Source organism: Aeromicrobium sp. (assembly GCF_049586495.1).
Classification (GTDB): Bacteria; Actinomycetota; Actinomycetes; order Propionibacteriales; family Nocardioidaceae; genus Aeromicrobium.
This window is the reverse complement of sequence record NZ_JBAVCB010000073.1, coordinates 1-14,284: the sequence shown is the minus strand read 5'-3', so window position 1 is coordinate 14,284 and position 14,284 is coordinate 1. Positions and strand designations below refer to the sequence as shown.

At 68.0% G+C, this 14,284-nt stretch carries 16 protein-coding genes and 1 pseudogene; all 17 read left to right on the top strand.

Features of this window, described 5'->3' with window-relative positions; genetic code table 11:
* Positions 1-588, top strand: a pseudogene (locus tag WB508_RS04290) (replication-associated recombination protein A); the annotation flags it as partial.
* A gap of 10 nt (positions 589-598) precedes the next feature.
* Positions 599-1,105 carry a hypothetical protein gene (locus WB508_RS04285; protein ID WP_423843646.1) on the top strand — a complete coding sequence of 169 codons (507 nt, stop codon included), beginning with the start codon at positions 599-601 and terminating at the stop codon, positions 1,103-1,105.
* An 8-nt stretch (positions 1,106-1,113) separates the two neighbouring features.
* Positions 1,114-1,380: a DUF6167 family protein gene (locus tag WB508_RS04280; protein WP_423843645.1), complete on the top strand. Its 267-nt coding sequence runs from the start codon at positions 1,114-1,116 to the stop codon at positions 1,378-1,380.
* Entirely contained in the window at positions 1,377-4,028 is a 2,652-nt protein-coding gene (gene alaS, locus WB508_RS04275) for an alanine--tRNA ligase (protein WP_423843644.1), read from the top strand. The genes WB508_RS04280 and alaS overlap by 4 nt, the downstream gene beginning before the upstream one ends.
* 33 nt (positions 4,029-4,061) lie before the next feature.
* Positions 4,062-4,550 (top strand): Holliday junction resolvase RuvX, encoded by a 489-nt coding sequence (ruvX, locus tag WB508_RS04270; RefSeq protein ID WP_423843643.1) that lies wholly within the window; start codon positions 4,062-4,064, stop codon positions 4,548-4,550.
* Entirely contained in the window at positions 4,547-5,716 is a 1,170-nt protein-coding gene (gene mltG, locus WB508_RS04265) for an endolytic transglycosylase MltG (RefSeq protein ID WP_423843642.1), read from the top strand. Before ruvX ends, mltG begins: the two co-directional genes overlap by 4 nt.
* Positions 5,713-6,516 (top strand): shikimate dehydrogenase, encoded by an 804-nt coding sequence (locus WB508_RS04260; protein ID WP_423843641.1) that lies wholly within the window; start codon positions 5,713-5,715, stop codon positions 6,514-6,516. The genes mltG and WB508_RS04260 overlap by 4 nt, the downstream gene beginning before the upstream one ends.
* 9 nt (positions 6,517-6,525) lie before the next feature.
* Positions 6,526-7,221: a hypothetical protein gene (locus tag WB508_RS04255; RefSeq protein ID WP_423843640.1), complete on the top strand. Its 696-nt coding sequence runs from the start codon at positions 6,526-6,528 to the stop codon at positions 7,219-7,221.
* Between the two features lie 43 nt (positions 7,222-7,264).
* Positions 7,265-8,443 carry a chorismate synthase gene (aroC, locus tag WB508_RS04250; RefSeq protein WP_423843639.1) on the top strand — a complete coding sequence of 393 codons (1,179 nt, stop codon included), beginning with the start codon at positions 7,265-7,267 and terminating at the stop codon, positions 8,441-8,443.
* Positions 8,440-8,958 (top strand): shikimate kinase, encoded by a 519-nt coding sequence (locus tag WB508_RS04245; protein WP_423843638.1) that lies wholly within the window; start codon positions 8,440-8,442, stop codon positions 8,956-8,958. The genes aroC and WB508_RS04245 overlap by 4 nt, the downstream gene beginning before the upstream one ends.
* On the top strand, positions 8,955-10,130 hold the full coding sequence (aroB, locus tag WB508_RS04240) for a 3-dehydroquinate synthase (RefSeq protein ID WP_423843637.1): 1,176 nt from the start codon (positions 8,955-8,957) through the stop codon (positions 10,128-10,130). Before WB508_RS04245 ends, aroB begins: the two co-directional genes overlap by 4 nt.
* The gene (locus tag WB508_RS04235) at positions 10,127-11,200 is read left to right on the top strand and encodes a M24 family metallopeptidase (protein WP_423843636.1); all 1,074 of its coding nucleotides are present in this window, start codon (positions 10,127-10,129) and stop codon (positions 11,198-11,200) included. The genes aroB and WB508_RS04235 overlap by 4 nt, the downstream gene beginning before the upstream one ends.
* Positions 11,200-11,763, top strand: coding sequence for an elongation factor P (gene efp, locus WB508_RS04230; RefSeq protein WP_423843635.1), 564 nt, complete (start codon positions 11,200-11,202; stop codon positions 11,761-11,763). Before WB508_RS04235 ends, efp begins: the two co-directional genes overlap by 1 nt.
* The gene (nusB, locus tag WB508_RS04225; RefSeq protein ID WP_423843634.1) at positions 11,763-12,176 is read left to right on the top strand and encodes a transcription antitermination factor NusB; all 414 of its coding nucleotides are present in this window, start codon (positions 11,763-11,765) and stop codon (positions 12,174-12,176) included. Before efp ends, nusB begins: the two co-directional genes overlap by 1 nt.
* 220 nt (positions 12,177-12,396) lie before the next feature.
* Entirely contained in the window at positions 12,397-12,969 is a 573-nt protein-coding gene (pyrR, locus tag WB508_RS04220) for a bifunctional pyr operon transcriptional regulator/uracil phosphoribosyltransferase PyrR (protein WP_423843633.1), read from the top strand.
* A complete protein-coding gene (locus tag WB508_RS04215; RefSeq protein ID WP_423843647.1) occupies positions 12,969-13,937 on the top strand; it encodes an aspartate carbamoyltransferase catalytic subunit in 969 nt (322 codons plus the stop codon). The genes pyrR and WB508_RS04215 overlap by 1 nt, the downstream gene beginning before the upstream one ends.
* On the top strand, positions 13,934-14,284 hold a 351-nt coding region (locus WB508_RS04210), incomplete at its 3' end, for an amidohydrolase family protein (RefSeq protein ID WP_423843632.1). The genes WB508_RS04215 and WB508_RS04210, both read left to right, overlap by 4 nt.

Below are 14,284 nucleotides of genomic sequence, written 5' to 3'. Positions count from 1 at the left end.
TACGACCGCGACGGCGACCAGCACTACGACGTCATCAGCGCCTTCATCAAGTCGATCCGAGGTTCCGACGTCGATGCGGCGCTGCACTACCTGGCCCGGATGATCGAAGCGGGGGAGGACCCGCGCTTCATCGCCCGCCGCCTCATGATTCACGCCAGCGAGGACATCGGCATGGCCGATCCGACGGCTCTGCCGCTGGCGACGGCCACCGCACAGGCGGTCGCGATGATCGGCTTCCCCGAGGCCCGCATCCCGTTGGCGCAGGCGGTCATCCACCTCGCGGCGGCGCCGAAGTCCAATGCCGTGGTGGTAGCGATCGACCGGGCCCAGGCTGATGTGCGCGCCGGCAAGGTCGGCCCGGTACCTCCCGCGCTCCGCGACGCGCACTACGCAGGCGCCAAGAAGCTCGGCCACGGGCACGACTACGTCTATCCGCACGGCGTCGCTGGAGGCGTCGTGGGCCAGCAGTACGCCCCGGACGATGTCGATGGAGCCACGTACTACGAGCCGACTGAGCGCGGCTTCGAGGCGCGTCTCGGGGAGCGGCTGGCGACGATCCGCAGGATTCTCCGCGACCGCTCGCGATAGGCTCGCCGTCATGTCGTTCGAGGCGGTGCTCTTGCTCGCGACGGCCTTGCTGGCCGTCGTCGCGGTGATCGCTGCCGTCGTGGCCGTGCGTGCGGTGCGACGTCTCGATCACTCAGCCGTCACCACTGCTGACCGGCCCACTCACACATCTGCGCCGCTGCCTGAGAATTCAGTGCGTGTGCACACTCCGCTTCCGGTGCGAATCGTTGAAGGACGGGTCATGGCGACGCCGACCGAAGAGCAGGTCATCGCGACCGCCCTCGGGCGCCCCGCAGCACGTCTGTCGATCTACACCTCCGGACTGGCCCACGCGTTGCGCCCCGAAAGTCGCGACCGCATCGTGGCCCTGATGCGCCGCGAGTACCGACACCGACGCCGGGTACGCCAGCGCATCGCTCGCCGCGCGGCACGCGAGGTTCCGGCGCAGGCACTGCATCGCGACGCCACCTGGCTTGGCGAGTCGGGCGCCGTGTCCGAGGCTCCTCCTCGCCCCTGGCCGCGGGCGGTGAACGAATGATGTCGCGCATGGTGTGGCTCGCCGCCGGTGCCGCCGCCGGCGCGTACGCCACCGTCAAGGCGCGCCACGCTGCCTACCGACTGTCCGTGCCCGGGATGGTGGATCAGGCGGCCGCGCTCGGCACCGGCTGGCGTGAATTCGCCGGCGAGATGGCCACTGGCATGGCGTCGCGCGAGGCGCAGCTCAAGACTCATCTGCTCGACCCGCCACAGGCGACACCTGCTCGACGACCCGCCCTCGAGTCCGACCACCCAAAGGACCACGGAACCTCATGAAGACTGCGGAGATCCGCCGCCGATTCCTCGATCACTTCGAGAAGGCGGGCCACACCGTCGTGCCCTCGGCCCCGCTGCTGTTCGACGACCCCAACCTGTTGTTCGTCAACGCCGGCATGGTGCCGTTCAAGCCGTACTTTCTCGGCCAGGAGACCCCGCCATGGGATCGCGCCGTCAGCGTGCAGAAGTGCGTGCGCACCCAGGACATCGAGGAAGTCGGCAAGACCACCCGCCACGGCACGTTCTTCCAGATGAACGGAAACTTCGCCTTCGGCGACTACTTCAAGGCCGGCGCCATCGAATTCGCCTGGACTCTGATCACCGGCTCGGTGGACGACGGCGGGTACGGCTTCGACCCAGAGAAGATCTGGGTCACCGTCCTGCACACCGATGACGAGGCGCGCGAGCTCTGGAAGCAGATCGCTGGACTGCCGGAGGAACGCATTCAGAGCCGCGGCCTGCTCGACAACTACTGGCAGATGGGAGTGCCCGGGCCAGGAGGGCCGGCGAGCGAGATCTACATCGATCGCGGACCGGAATTCGGGCCCGAGGGCGGACCCGTCGTCGACGAAGACCGGTTCCTGGAGATCTGGAACCTGGTGTTCATGCAGGAGGAGATCACCAACGTCATCGCGAAGGACCAGTTCGACGTGGTCGGACCGCTTCCGCAGCAGAACATCGACACCGGCATGGGCCTTGAGCGGGTGGCCTACCTGTTGCAGGGCAAGACCAACATGTACGAGATCGACGAGATCTTTCCCGTCATCGAACGTGCCGCTGAGCTGTCGGGACGCTCCTATGGCGCCACTCACGAGGACGACGTGCGGTTCCGTGTGGTGGCCGACCACGTGCGCAGCGGTCTGATGCTGATGGGCGACGGCGTCACCCCCGGCAACGAGGCCCGCGGCTACGTGTTGCGACGCCTCCTGCGCCGTGCTGTCCGCTCGATGCGGCTGCTCGGCTATGACGACCCTGCCTTGCCGCAGCTGCTGCCGGTCAGCCTGGCCCAGATGAAGGCGTCCTACCCCGAGCTGGAGGCCGACTTCGCCCGAATTTCGCAGATTGCCTACGCCGAGGAGGAGGCCTTCCGCCAGACCCTCGGCAAGGGCACCCAGATCTTCGAGACGGCCGCAGCAGGTGTCAAACAGTCCGGCGGCACCTCGCTCGGTGGCGCACAGGCCTTCGCCCTGCACGACACCTACGGCTTTCCGATCGACCTCACGCTCGAGATGGCGTCCGAGCAGGGCCTGTCCGTCGACGAGGACGGTTTCCGTGCGCTGATGGCCGAGCAACGTTCGCGTGCCAAGGCCGATGCCAAGTCCAAGAAGGGCAGCCACGCCGACACCACGGTGTACCGCAGCGTGCTCGACGCTGGCGGTCCCACCGACTGGCAGGCGTACACGACGCTCGACACCGAGTCCCGCGCTCTGGCTCTGATCCAGCAAGGGCGGGGCGTCCCGGCCATCGGCGCGGGCGCGGTGGGCGAGGTCGTGCTCGACCGCACCCCGTTCTACGCCGAGTCCGGTGGCCAGCACGCCGACGCCGGACACCTGAGCTGGGACGGCGGGCGCGCTGAGGTGCTTGACGTCCAGCGACCGGTCAAAGGGTTGGTCGTGCACCAGGTGCGGGTGCTCGAGGGTGAGCTCACTGTCGACACCTCGCTGCATGCCGCCGTCGACCCGCAGTGGCGCCGCGGCGCCCGCCAGGCGCACTCCGGCACGCACGTCGTGCACGCAGCCCTGCGCGAGGTGCTCGGACCCACGGCTTTGCAGTCCGGCTCGTTCAACCGACCGGGCTACCTGCGCCTCGACTTCGGCTGGGGTGGAGCCCTGTCGCCCACCCAGCTGCACGACGTCGAGGTGGCCTCCAACCGTGCATTGCGTGAGGACCTCGAGGTGACGGCCCACACCATGTCCCTGCCCGAGGCCCGCGACTTCGGCGCCCTGGCGTTGTTCGGCGAGACCTACGGCGAGGACGTCCGCGTCATCGAAATTGGTGGGCCTTGGTCACGCGAGCTGTGCGGCGGTACCCACGTCGAGCGGTCCTCGCAGATCGGCACCGTCGTCGTCACGTCCGATAGTTCGGTCGGTGCCGGCAACCGCCGCATCGAGGCCGTGGTCGGGCTCGAGGGCTTTGAGTACCTCGCTCGTGAGCGCGATGTCGTGCGCCAGCTCACCGAGCTGCTCAAAGCCCAGCCGGGCGACGTCCCGGCCCGCGTGCAGGACTTGGTTGATCGGCTCAGGGCCGCCGAGAAGGAGTCCGAGAAGCTCAAGGCGGCGCAGCTGCTCGGTGCAGCCGCGGACATCGCGGCTGCAGCGCGCGACATCAACGGCGTCGCCTATGTCGGGCACCACGCTGCCGGTTCAGGCGGCGGCGACGTCCGGTCGCTGGCCCTCGACATTCGCGCTCGTCTGAAAGACCGTCCGGTCGTGGTGGTGGTCATTGGCGACGCCGGAGACAAGCCCGCCGCAGTGGTGGCGCTGAATCAGGCCGCCCAGGACCGAGGACTGAGCGCCAACGAACTGATCGGCGTGTTGGGTCCGGTGATCGGCGGTCGCGGCGGGGGCAAAGCCGATGTCGCCCAAGGTGGCGGCACCGACACCGCCGCGATCCCGGCAGCGCTCGAAGCCGTGGCATCGGCGCTCTGATCCATGACGGACCACGAGGGCCCCGCAACGGGCATGAGGCGGGGACGGCGGGTCGGCATCGATCTGGGAGACGTGCGGATCGGCGTCGCCGTCTGCGATCCGGACGGCATCCTGGCCACCCCGTACGAAACGGTTCCGGCTGGCACGGGGGCCTTGCCGCGCATCGCGGCGATTGCCGCCGAGCTCCAAGCGATCGAGTGTGTCGTGGGCATGCCGATCGGGCTGTCCGGTCGCGAGGGTCCGGCTGCCATCAAGGTGCGGGAAATCTGTGACCAGCTGTCACCTCTGATCGACCCCGTGCTCATCCGGCTCGTCGACGAGAGGATGTCTACGATGACTGCAGATGCCCTCCTGCGCCAGCAGGGGAAAAGATCAGGTGCCGACCGTCGACAGGTCATCGATCAGGCCGCGGCCACGGTGATACTTCAGACAGCCCTCGATGCCGAGCGGACCCGCGGGACCCCACCGGGCGAGACGTACGTCATGACCAACCCACCCAGCAGCAATGGAGAGTGCCGATGAGCCACGGTCTCGATCTGATGACCGGCGGAGGCGACCACGAAGGTGGCGACTCCCGAAGCCGCGACTCAGCCGGTGCCGGCCGCCGCCGCGCCGAGAAGTCTCCTCGCTCGCCGTGGGGACGTCGCATCCTGGTCGTCGTGGTCATCCTCGGGCTGCTGTTCGGCGGCTACACCGCCTACGGCAAGGTGCAGAGCTACCTCAACGGTCCCGAGGACTACAGCGGGCAGGGTGCCGGCAGCGTCACGGTCGAGATCCCGGAGGGTGCCACGGGCCAGCAGATCGCGAATCTGCTCAAGAAGGAAGGCGTGGTCAAGAGCGCCGAGGCGTTCTACCAGCTCAGCCTCACCGACGCACGGTTCCAGGCCATCCAGGCAGGGTTCTACCAGCTGCGGTTCAAGATGTCGTCGGACTGGGCGATGCGCGAGCTCGCCGATCGGGGCAACCGAGTCGAGGGCAAAGTCACGATTCCCGAAGGGGCGCGGGTGGACCAGGTGGTCAAGATCATCAGCGCCAACAGCGAGATCACCAGCAAGGACCTCGAAGCCGCGCTGGAGGACTCCGGCGAGCTGGATCTGCCCGATGTCGCCCAGGGCAATCCGGAGGGATATCTGTATCCCGCCACGTACACCGTGGAACCGGGTGAGACGGCGGTTGGTCTGCTGAAGCAGATGGTCGCCAAGACGGTGTCGGTCGCGAAGGATCTCGACATCGGGACCCGTGCGAAGGCGCTGGGGTACACCGGTGAGGAGATCCTGACGGTCGCCAGCATCTTGGAGTACGAGGCCAAGGCCGACGAGGACTACGCCAAGGTCGCTCGGGTGCTCTACAACCGCCTCGACGAGGGCATGCCGCTACAGCTGGACTCCACGGTCTCCTACGTGAGCGGGCGCAAGGGAGACGTCTTCACGACGGAGGAGGAGCGCAACGCCGAATCGGCCTACAACACGTATCAGAACGCTGGGCTGCCTCCCGGACCCATTGGCTCGCCAGGTGAGAAGACGATCGAGGCGGCACTGAATCCCGCCGACGGAAGCTGGCTGTTCTTCGTGGCGGTGAACCTCGAGACCGGCGAGACGGTCTTCTCCGACACCTTCGCCGAGCACAACAAGGCCGTTGCGCAGCTGCAGGCCTACTGCAAGACCGCTCCCGAGGGCGTCTGCGGGTGAGATGCGCGGTCCTGGGCTCACCGGTCAAGCACTCGCTGTCCCCGGTGATGCACCGGGCCGCCTATGCCGAGCTGGGTCTGGACTGGACCTATGAACCGGTGGAGATCCGCTCAGGCGGACTGGCCGAGTTCCTCGGGGCTCTCGGCGACGACGTTCGGGGATTGTCGGTCACCGCCCCACTCAAGCGGGAGGCGGCAGCGGCGGCGCACGACCGCAGCCAGGTGGTCGAGCTGCTCGGCATCGCCAACACGCTGATTCGCGAGGATGACCGGATCTTCGCCGACAACACCGATGTCCCGGGGGCTGTCAACGCGTTGGCTGAGAGCGGGATCACCCACCTCGCCTCGGCACGCATCCTCGGCGCGGGTGCCACCGCGGCCTCGATGGCCCACGCCTTCGGCAGGATCGGTCTGCGGCATCTTGAGCTGGTCGTGCGGAATCCCGATCGCGCTGTCGACACGATGGAGATCGCGCGCGGCAGCGGCATCGAGGTCGAGGTGCACACGATGGACAACTCGCCCACCGGCCCCGTGGATCTCCTGGTCTCCACGATCCCCGTCGGTGCCGTCGATGGTCGGGCCGAGACATGGGTGGCAGGCGCATCTGCGGTGTTCGACGTGGTCTACGAACCGTGGCCAACCGCCCTCGCTGCAGCGGCGCAGGCCGCCGGAACCACCGTGGTGTCCGGACTCGACCTGCTGGCCCATCAGGGGGCGCTCCAAGTCCTCGCGATGACGGGCCGTGACGTTGCTCCACAGGTCCTGCGCGCCGCGGCACTGGCCCACCTGGCGCCCTACTAGTCTCGTCGCGTGGATCCGCTGCTTCTCGTCGCCGTCGCCGCCCTCGCGGCCTCGGCTGTGGCCGCCGTGGGGCCGGCGGCCATCGCCGAGCTGCCCGAGCCGAGTGAGCCTGCCGGAGACAAGATCTCTTACGCGCAGGTGGCTCGTCTGCCCGGCATCCGCTGGCAACTGATCATCCCGGCAGCAGTCGCAGCGGCCGTGGTGGCATGGCGCATCGACGTGCCCGAACTGGTCCCGGTGTGGGTAGCCGTCTGCGGCATCGGCGCATGGCTGGCCTATGTCGACTGGCACACGCGATATCTGCCGTTCGTGCTCACGTCGCTGCTGTACCTCGTCGTGCTGCTCCTGGTGGTGGTGGCGGCGATCTGGGCGGGGGATCGCGACATCGTGGTGCACGCGCTCATCGGCAACGTGACGCTCTACCTTCTCTATCGAATCATGTACTGGCTGGCCCGGCGATTCTTCGGCGGTGCGTTCGGCTACGGCGACGTTCGGTTGTCTGCCTCACTCGGCCTCGCGCTGGGAGCCCTCGGGTACGCGGAGGTGGTGGCTGGCGGCTATGGCGGTTTCCTGCTCGGGGGCGTGGTGGCCCCCGTTCTGGTCAGGCTGCGCGTCATAGATCGCGACGGATTCGCGTTCGGCCCCTTCATGCTCGTTGGCGCAGTCCTGGGCGCTGCCTTCGGTGCTGCCGTCCAGAGCCAGTGACGTCAGCGCCTGACGGCACACCCGGCGTGGGAGAATCGTTGCCATGCTTCGTTGGTTGACCGCAGGTGAGTCGCACGGCCCCGCACTCGTGGCCGTGCTCGAGGGCCTGCCGGCCGGGGTGCACGTGACCAGCAAGGACATCCAGGCCGCGCTGGCTCGTCGCCGTCTTGGCTATGGCAGAGGGGCCCGCATGGCCTTCGAGGCCGACGAGCTCGAGATCATCGGCGGTCTGCGCCACGGTGTGTCGATGGGGAGCCCGGTCGCTCTGCGCATTGGCAACAGCGAGTGGCCCAAGTGGGACCAGGTCATGTCTGCCGATCCTGTTGAGCCCGACGTGCTGGACGGCCTGAAGCGCAACGCGCCGCTGACTCGGCCTCGGCCAGGTCACGCCGACCTCGCTGGCATGCAGAAGTACGACTTCGACGAGGCCCGCCCGGTGCTCGAGCGGGCCAGCGCGCGCGAGACGGCGGCACGCGTCGCCCTCGGCGAGGTTGCCGTCCAGTTCATCGCGCAGACGACCGGTGCCAGTGTGCTGTCGCACGTCGTCGAGCTGGGCACCGTGCGCGCGCCCGCCGGAGCCATCCCGAGTCATGCGGATGTCGAGGCACTCGACGCCGACCCGGTGCGCTGCTTTGACGCCACCACCAGCGCGGCCATGATCGTGGAGATCGACCAGGCCCACAAGGACGGCGACACGCTCGGCGGCATCGTCGAAGTCGTGGTCGACGGCCTGCCGCCCGGCCTCGGCTCCTACACGCACTGGGACCGCCGGCTCGACGGTCGGCTGGCCGCAGCGCTCATGGGCATCCAAGCGATCAAGGGAGTCGAGGTGGGTGACGGTTTCGAGCTGGCGCGCACCCGCGGCTCCCTGGCGCACGACGAGATCGTGCCGACCGACCAGGGGATCCGGCGCACGTCGGGGCGTTCCGGCGGCACCGAGGGCGGCATGTCCACCGGTGAGCGGTTGCGGGTCCGTGCCGCCATGAAGCCCATCGCGACCGTCCCGCGCGCGCTGCGCACCGTCGACGTGGCGACAGGGCAGGAGGCCACGGCACACCACCAGCGATCCGATGTGTGCGCCGTCCCGGCCGCCGGCATCGTGGCCGAGGCCATGGTGGCGCTCGTGGTCGCCGACGCGATCCTCGAAAAGTTCGGCGGTGACTCGGTGGACCAGACCCGCCGCAATGTTGAGGCCTACCTGTCGAACCTGAGGTTCGCGTGATCGCTGGTCGGCCGCTCGTCGTGCTGGTCGGTCCGCCCGGAGCCGGCAAGACGACGGTCGCCGAGGAGCTCGCCCGCCGCTGGGACGCTGCAGTGCGCGACACCGACCGCGACATCGAGACGGCCCACGGTGCCACGGTCCAAGAGATCTTCATCGACCATGGCGAACAACACTTCCGCGGTCTGGAGGAGCACGCCGTCGCCACGGCACTGGCCGAGCACGACGGCGTGCTCGCCCTGGGAGGGGGTGCCGTTCTGAGCGCCGCCACGCGGACCGCCTTGGTCGGACATCAGGTCGTGTTCCTTGACGTGGGCCTCAGCGCCGCCGCTTCGCGGGTCGGGCTCGGCGCGGGGCGACCGCTGCTGCTGGGCAACGTCCGCTCGCAGCTCAAATCGTTGATGGACGCCCGGAGACCGCTCTACACCGCGGTCGCCACCTACACGGTGGTCACTGACGAGCTCGACGCGATTCAGGTCGCGGACCGGATTGCGGACCTGGTCGGAGCTCGGCGATGACCCGCCGCATCAGGATCGGCACCGATCACCCGTACGACGTCGTGATCGGCCGCGGCGTGCACGAGGAGCTGCGCGCTCTCGTCGGCGACACGGCCGTTCGAGCAGCGATCATCCATCCGCCGACCATGGCCGACCGCGCCGATGGGCTGCACGCCTCGCTCACGGCCGACGGCGTGCGTGTGCAGCTGATCGAGGTCCCTGACAGCGAGGCAGCGAAGACTGCCGAGGTGCTGACCCGTTGCTGGCGCATCCTGGGCGAGAGCGGCTTCACCCGTTCGGACGTCGTCATCGGTCTCGGCGGCGGAGCCACCACTGATCTGGCGGGGTTCGTGGCGGCCACGTGGTTGCGCGGAGTGCGGTTCGTCAACGTGCCCACCAGCGTCCTGGGCATGGTTGATGCGGCCGTCGGTGGCAAGACCGGAATCAACACTGATCACGGCAAGAACCTGGTCGGCGCCTTCCACGAACCGGCCGGGGTGCTGTGCGATCTCGATGTGCTCTCTGGGTTGCCTGAAGCCGAGCTGCGCAGCGGCATGGCTGAGGTGCTCAAGTGCGGGTTCATCGCCGATCCGGTGATCCTGGATCTGTTCAGCCGCGACCCGGCGTCGGCCCTCGATGCCGCTTCGCCCGTGCTCGCCGAGCTGATCGAACGTGGGATCGAGGTCAAGGCCGCCGCCGTCAGCGGCGACCTCCGCGAGACCAGCGGAAGCTCTGCTGGATTGGTGCCGAGCCTGCACCGTGCTCATGGCATCGGCCGCGAGGCGGTCAACTACGGCCACACCCTCGGCCACGCGATCGAGAAGCTGGCTCTCCATCAGATGCGAAGCGCGGACTCGGCGCCGATGGGGCACAGCGCGGACTCGGCGCCCATGAGACACGGTGAGGCGATCTCGATTGGCATGGTGTTCGTGGCCGAGCTGGCGCACCGCACCGGACGCATTGATGCGGCGCTGCTCGAGCAGCACCGCACCGTGCTGGCCGCGGCGGGGCTTCCGACCACCTACGACGGGGCAGCGGGGTGGGAGGAGGTGCTGGCCACGATGCGACTGGACAAGAAGTCCCGCGGCAACGAGCTGCGCTTCGTGGTGCTCGACGCACTGGCCAAGCCAACGATCCTCGCGGGCCCCGACGAGTCGGTCCTGCACGACAGCTTTCGGGCCATCAGCGCATGAGCACGACGGATCGGCGGGCCCGACTCGTCGATGAGCTGACCGCTCAGGGTGTTGCCGGATTGTTGGTCACGACGCTGGTGAACGTGCGCTATCTGAGCGGATTCACCGGCTCGAACGGTGCGTTGCTGGTGCCGGTCGAGGGCGAAGCCGTGCTCTTCACCGATGGCCGTTATCGCGACCAGGCCGCTGCGGAGTCGCCGGATCTGGAGATCGTGGTCGGAAGGGACGTGCTGGGCGGCATGGCGGCGCGCGTCGTCGGAGCCGATCCCTGGGCCGCAGAGACGCACTCGCTCAGCGTCGATGACCATGCGCGTCTGGTCGAAGCCGCGGCGGCCACCGTCGTCTCTGCGGGCACCGTGGTCGAACGACTGCGCGAGGTGAAGGACGAGCACGAGGTCGACTCGCTGCGCCGTGCCTGCTTGGTGTCGACCGACGCGTTGACATGGCTGTACGAGCAACCGCTCGTGGGCGCGACAGAGCGGGACATCGCCCGTCGTCTGGAGTTCCGCATGCTCGACACCGGTGCCGAGGCGATCGCGTTCTCGACCATCGTGGCCGCGGGCGAGAACTCCGCGATTCCGCATCACCAGCCGACCGACCGTGTCATCGGCACCGGTGAGCTGCTGAAGATCGACTTCGGAGCGCGCGTCGAGGGTTATCACGCTGACTGCACGCGAACGGTGGTCATGGGCTCGGCCGATGAGTGGCAGCGTGAGGTGCACGGCGCCGTCCTCGAGTCTCAGCAGGCCGGTGTCCGAGCCTGTGTCGACGGTGCTGCCGTGGTGGATGTCGACCGCGCTTCCCGGTCGTCGCTGGACGCATCGGGGTGGCTGAATCGGTTCACCACGGGCCTCGGTCACGGCGTCGGACTCCAGATTCATGAGGACCCGTTCGTAGGGGCCACGCACGCCGGTAGACTCGTCCCTCGCACCGTCCTCACGGTCGAGCCCGGCATCTATGTCCCCGGACGTGGGGGAGTGCGCATCGAAGACACCGTCGTCGTGACGAGCGGTCCGGGCCAGCCCGAGATCCTCACCGACATGACCACCGAACTCCTGGAGATTGCCTGATGGCTACCACGAACGATCTGAAGAACGGCATGGTGCTGGTCATCGAGAAGCAGCTGTGGGCTGTGACCGATTTCCAGCACGTCAAGCCGGGCAAGGGTCCCGCCTTCGTCCGTACCAAGCTGAAGAACGTCGAGTCCGGCAAGGTCGTTGATCGTACGTTCAACGCCGGCATGAAGGTCGAGACGGCCACGGTCGACAAGCGCACGATGCAGTACCTGTACAACGACGGCACCAGTTATGTGTTCATGGACACCGCCACCTTCGAGCAGACCGAGGTGTCGCCCGCCATCATGGGCGACGCCGTGGGATTTCTGCTGGAGAATCAGGAGGCTGTCGTGGCCACCAATGACGGTCGCGTGCTCTATGTCGAGCTGCCCCCGACGGTTGAGCTGCTGGTCGAGTACACCGAACCCGGTCTGCAGGGCGATCGCTCCAGCGGTGGCACCAAGCCGGCGAAGCTGGAGACCGGCAAGGAGATCCAGGTCCCGCTGTTCATCGTCAATGGCGAGAAGATCAAGGTCGACACCCGTGACGCCAGCTATCAGGGCCGAGTCCAGGGCTGATGTCGGCCCGTACCAAGTCCCGCAAGCGTGCGCTGGACGTGTTGTTCGAGTCAGAGCTGCAGGATCTTCCGTTGGGTGGCTCGCTGGCTGAACGCCGGTCCGCCCATCACGAGTATCCGGCCAACGACTACGCCGCTGCCCTGGTGGAGGGCGTCGTGGCGCATCATGAGCGTCTCGATGAGCTGATCGCCGAGCACGCCGTCGGCTGGACGATGGAGCGCATGCCCGGCGTCGACCGCAACTTGCTGCGCATCGGCGCCTACGAGATCCTCTACCGCGACGATGTTCCGGACGCCGTAGCGGTCAGCGAGGCGGTTGACCTAGCCGGCGAGTTCTCCACCGATGAGTCGCCGAAGTTCGTCGCAGGGCTGCTGGGCCGTCTGGTCGAGCTCAAGCCCTCCTTGGCCACCTAGTCCAAGACGTGTGTGGGTGATCTTCGGCACGGGTCCCGGTCCGCAGCGCCGTTCCGACCCTGATCAGTGGTTTCACCGCGTCGCTTGGCGACGTGGCGCCTCCCACCGAACGCCAGCCCCACCTCCCGGGGGTGGCGTCCGGCCGTCCCGGCGCTGCTAGGGTGAGGGCCGATCGACATCCTTTAACGGCCGTCCCGTGAGGCGGAGAAGGAGGTCACTCGTGACGACGCCCATCGGTGCCGATTCGAGTGCTGCGCCCGCACGTACTGTCCTCGACGAACAGGACATCTCCCGTGCGTTGACCCGCATCACCCACGAGATCCTCGAACGCAATCGAGACGCTGACGGCCTGGTGATCCTCGGGATCCCCACGCGTGGCGTCGACCTGGCCCGCCGCATCGCCGAGCGCATGTCGGACGTGGAGGGCCGCGCTATCACTGCGGGCGCTCTCGACACCACGATGTACCGCGACGACCTGCGCCTGAAGCCCGCCCGGGCACTGGAGCACACCGACATCCCTGACGACGTCGACGGCAAGGTCGTCGTCCTGGTCGATGACGTGCTGTTCTCCGGCCGCACCATCCGTGCGGCGCTCGACGCGCTGGCCGACATCGGCCGGCCGCAGGCGGTGCAGCTCGCGGTGCTGATCGACCGAGGCCACCGCCAGCTGCCCATCCGCGCCGACTTTGTTGGCAAGAACCTGCCGACCTCGCTGTCCGAGAGCGTCAAGGTCGCCCTGGCTGAGACTGATGGACGCGATGACGTCTCGATCGTGCAGGGGAGCGGAGCATGATCAGGCACCTGCTGAGCGCCGGCGATCTCAACCGTGCCGACGCCGTGCGCATCCTCGACACCGCCGAGGAGTTGCTCGGAGTGGCGAGCCGGCCGATCAAGAAGCTGCCCACCCTGCGCGGCCGCACCGTGGTCAACCTGTTCTTCGAGGACTCCACCCGCACGCGCATCTCGTTCGAGGCTGCGGCCAAGCGACTCAGCGCCGACGTCATCAACTTCTCTGCCAAGGGATCGAGCGTCTCCAAGGGCGAGAGCCTGAAGGACACCGCACTGACGCTGCAGGCCATGGGCGCCGATGCCGTGATCGTGCGCCATCAGCACTCCGGAGCGCCGCACCGCCTCGCGCACATGCAGTGGACCAACGGCGCGGTCATCAACGCTGGCGACGGTACCCACGAGCATCCCACCCAGGCTCTGCTCGACGCCTTCACGATGCGGAGGCATCTGGCGGCTGAGGGCGACGATGGGCTGGAGGGCAAGAACGTCACGATCGTCGGCGACGTGCTGCACAGCCGGGTGGCACGGTCCAATGCGCTGCTCCTGCACACGCTGGGGGCGAAGGTCACGCTGGTCGCGCCGCCGACGCTGCTGCCGGTCGGCGTCGAGAGCTGGCCGGTCGAGACCTCGTACGACCTCGACGCCTCGCTGGAGAAGGCCGACGCGGTCATGATGCTGCGCGTGCAGGCCGAGCGCATGAATGCCTCGTACTTCCCGAGCGCACGGGAGTACAGCCGCCGCTACGGGCTGGACACGGCACGCATGAAACGGTTGCCCGATCATGCGATCGTGATGCATCCGGGCCCGATGAACCGCGGCATGGAGATCACCGCCGACGTCGCCGATCACGTCAGATCGGTCATCGTCGAGCAGGTCACCAACGGGGTCGCGGTGCGCATGGCCGTCCTGTACCTGTTGGTCGGCGGAGCACCGGCCGACGACACCTCAGATCCAGCAGAAGGAACTGCATGAGCGACCTGATCATCCGCCGGGTCTCCATCCTCGGCGCCGAGCCCACCGACATCGAGATCACGGACGGCACGATCGCTCAGATCGGCGCCGACGTGTCCGGCGAGGGCACCGAGATCGACGGTGCGGGACTGATCGCACTACCGGGTCTGGTCGACCTGCACACCCACCTGCGTGAGCCGGGCCGCGAGGACGCCGAGACCGTCTTCACGGGTTCTCGGGCGGCCGCACGCGGCGGCTTCACGTGCGTGCACGCCATGGCGAACACCGATCCGGTCGCCGACACCGCCGGCGTCGTCGAGCAGGTCTGGCGGCTGGGCCGTGAGGGCGAATACTGCGACGTGCAGCCC